This window comes from Paraburkholderia fungorum (assembly GCF_046027605.1).
Classification (GTDB): Bacteria; Pseudomonadota; Gammaproteobacteria; order Burkholderiales; family Burkholderiaceae; genus Paraburkholderia; species Paraburkholderia fungorum_F.
The window spans coordinates 1-3951 of the sequence record NZ_JAQQEF010000067.1; the positions used below are offsets into that span (position 1 = coordinate 1).

Consider the following 3951-nt stretch of genomic DNA (forward strand, 5'->3'; position numbering starts at 1 on the left):
GCCTGTACCTGCAGACGCTCTTCGTTTCTCGCCGACAGCACCACCGCCACTGGCCCCACCCATGCCCGCTGAACCTCCGGCGGCGCCACGTATTCCTCCAGCACCACATGTGCGTTCACCCCCCCGAAGCCAAACGAACTGACTCCCGCTCGCCGCGGTAGCTCGCGCCCCGTTTCATCCACCGGTGCTTCCCATGTCCTCAGCTCGTTCACAACGTAGAACGGACTGTCCTTCAAGTCGATCTGCGGATTAGGCGGCTCGCTGTACAGGCTCTTGACCAACTGCCCGTGCCGCATCTGCAGCAGCACCTTGATCAGCCCCGCCACGCCTGCGGCCAGTTCGAGGTGCCCAATGTTGCTCTTCACTGTCCCGAGACCGATGCTCGCCGCCGGTAGACTCCCGGCTTTCGTCAAATTCCGGAAGGCGCGTTTAAGCCCCTGCACCTCGACCGGATCACCCAGCGCCGTGCCGGTGCCATGGGCCTCGATATATCCCACCGTGCTCGGGTCTACCCCGGCCTGCCGGAACGCCGTCTCAACCAGCCGCGCCTGCGCCAATGGATTCGGTGCGCTCAGCGAATTGGCCCGTCCGCCGTGGTTTTGCGCACTGCCCAGAATCAGGCCGTAGATATGGTCGCCGTCACGCTGTGCCGCCGACAGCGGCTTCAGGAACAGCATCCCAACGCCTTCAGCACGCACATAACCATCGGCCTGCGCCGAGAAAGCCTTACAGCGTCCGTCAAGACTCAACATGCCCGCCTGCGTAAAGCTCTCGTGCACCTCGCTTGACAGCAGCGTATTCACCCCGCCCACCACTGCCTGCGCGCACTGGCCGCTGCGCAACAGCGTCACGGCCCGGTGCACCGCCACCAGTGAACTCGAGCACGCTGTCTCTACCGGCTCGCTCGGTCCGTGCCAGTTCAGCCAGTAGCTCATCCTGTTGGGCCCCATCGAACCTACCAGTCCTGCCACGCTCGAGCCCGTCACAGCCTCGCCGGCTTGCGCAAGCATTTGCCCGTAGCCGCTCGTGACGGTGCCCATCAGTAACGCGGTGGCACTGCCCGCCAGGCTCTGCACCGAGTACCCCGCATCCTCGATTGCCTTGTGGACATAGGTCATCACCAGCCGCTGCTGCGGATCTATCCTCCGTGCCTCGCGCGGCGAAATACCGAAGAACAGCGGATCGAACTCGTCCAGCCCGTCGAGTACCCCCGCGTGGCGAATCGCTGGTGCCGACGCCTCTCCAAAGCGGCTCGCCGGCAGCTCACCAATGCAGTCACGTCCGGCCCGAAGGTTCGTCCACAGCGTGTCGATATCCGGCGCCTGCGGAAAACTCCCGCTCATGCCAATCACCGCGATCGGCTCCAGGGTAGACGGTACGGGCGCACCATGTGCTGTCGATGGACGCGCTATTGAACGGCGCGCCCGACGACGCCCGGTCACATCTCGCGGCATGAGCGGGGACGGTTCGACGGTCTCCCGGCGCGTACTCGTTGGCGCAAACGCGGGCGTCAGCATCCTGCCGTGCTCGCGCGCGAGATATCGTGCCAACGCCGCAATCGTCGGCGCCTCGAAGAACACTGTGGGGCTCAGCATCAGCCCATAACGTTCATTCAACACATGGCTGAAGGACGTCAGTGTTATCGAATCGAGGCCGAATTCGTTCAGCGGCGTATCCCGCTCCAGGTTCTCCTGCCCGATCTTCAGGTGCATCGAGATCAAGCCCGTCAGCACACGCTCCACTCGTGCAGCCAGCTCTCCGTCCTCCGGCAGGTCCGGTGCCGGCATCGCCGCCTCAACCGGTGCCTGCAACGCAGGCACTACCCCAGCCGCCTGCGTGCGTGCCAGCAAGCGTGCCCGCTCGCCATACAGCACCATCACATGGGCCGACGTTTGCGTCCGGGCCAGCGCCTGCCTCAAGGCCTTGACCCCGGCCTCATCAGGCATGGCCTGCATGCCAGTCACCCGCCGCAGTTGAGCCGCGACACCGACATCGACCTTCATTCCTCCTTGAGCCCACAGCGGCCAGCTCACCGACACCATGCGGCCATATCGCCGGCCTTGCGCCACCAGGCTCTCCCGGAAGAGCGCATAGCTGTCCATGAAGCCATTGGCCGCCGCATAGCCGGCCTGTCCCACATTGCCCCATGAACTCGCCACCGACGAGCACAACACCAGCCAGTCCAGCGCAATCGTCCGGGTCGCCGCATCCAGCGCAACAAGCCCAGTCACCTTCGCCTCCAGCACTTGCTGGAGATCGTCGCCTGTGCCGTTCACCAGCAAACCGTCGCGCAACACCCCGGCGCAGTGGATTACCCCATTCAGTTGTCCGTACCGGGCCACGATGTCTTGTGCCAGTACCGCCATTCCTCGACCATCACTGACATCTACCGCCCGATATTCGACCCGTGCCCCCTGCGCGCGCATTCCCTGCAGGATGACTTCATGCTCCGCCGTCAACGCACTACGGCCACTCAGCACCAGCGTCGGCCCCCGCGCGCCGTGCACCAGCGCGCGAGCAAATATTTGGCCCAATCCACCCAGGCCGCCAGTGATCCAGTACACCCCGCCATCGCGCCAGGGCACATCCGCCTCAAACGTATGCTGTTCCGTGAAGTCGAGCAATTCACGCCCTCTCGGTCCGTAGCGCACTGCCGGTGCCGGCGACATGGCCTCCGCACGCAGCCTGGGGACCAGTTCGCCTGAATCTTCCACGGCCACCGTCTGAATGACCAACGTCGGGAATTCCGCCCGCGCGCCCAGCAAAAGCGCGCTCAATCCCTGCAGTACCGCCCCGTCACCACTCAACGGCACCACCAGTTGCAACAGCACGGGATCGATGGGCTTGTCTGCTGTGATCTGCCGCACCTGAGCCAGCAGTTGCTCCGCATACGCGCAATAGCGTTCGGCCAACGTGCCGGCCGCGCTCAACCGCACACATTGCGCCGGGGCCAGTTCCGCCTCGAATCCATCCGGTACCCGGGTCTCGCACACCACCACCCGGTGTATGCCGTACTCCGGACCTTGCGCCGCCCGGGGAATCGCCTGCGCTGTCCACCGCGGGACCAGTAACAGCGTCTGCTCCTGCTGCTCCAGCATCCGGGTACTGAAGCCGGACAGGCGCACCGCCACCTGGCCAGCCTCATCCACGATCTCGACGTCGAGCTTGCGCATCGCCGCGCTGTCGCCCGCTCCCGGCCTCACGACTGCCCACGCAGAGCTCGGCACCGCCCCCCACTGCTCGATCGCCTGCAGCGCGAACGGCAGCGCCAGCCCGCCATCGGTCGTAGCCAACTCCATGCTTGCCTGCAACGCCCCATCCATCAAACTCGGCGGCAAGCCATAGCCCTCTTCGAACGTATCGGTCGCTCGCTGCAACGCCCCTACCACGACTCCGTCACCGACCTCCAGCGCCGTCAACACGATGAAGCTCGGCCCATAGCTCAAGCCGGCCGCCGCCAACCGGGCATAGCATTCGGCCCGCCCGATCGTGCGCCCACACTGTGCCCGCAAGCCCATTAGATCCACCTGGGGCGCCGCACCCGCCGACACGACCTGCGCCCAGCCCTGGCTGTAGACCACCGCGTCGTCGCACTCCCCGCTGTAGATCTCATAGCCAGCCCGACCGTCTTCCTCCTGTGTCAAGCCGACATGGACCTCCAGTAGCTCGTTCACCACCAACGGTCGCATCCAGTTCACCTGCGTCAGTCGGATCGCAAACTCCGATAACGAGCGCCCGAGAGCCATGCTTGCCGCCGCCCGTGCCCACTCCAGTTGCACCACCCCCGGCACCACCCGCTGTCCCCGCACCACATGTTCGCTGACGAAGAACTCATCGCCAATGAGCGTTGTGCTATAGCGCTGTTCGCTCAGATCCGACGTGTTGCGATGAACCAACGGGTGAAGTCGATGCTTGTCAAGCGAACCCGGCTGCGGCGTTGCGCTGTCATCC

General features: G+C 64.9%; 1 protein-coding gene. It reads right to left on the minus strand.

Translation table 11 applies throughout. The features are described from left to right. Window positions 1–3951 (minus strand): SDR family NAD(P)-dependent oxidoreductase (locus PQR53_RS38680; RefSeq protein ID WP_408465841.1); only part of this gene is annotated, 3951 nt, incomplete at both ends.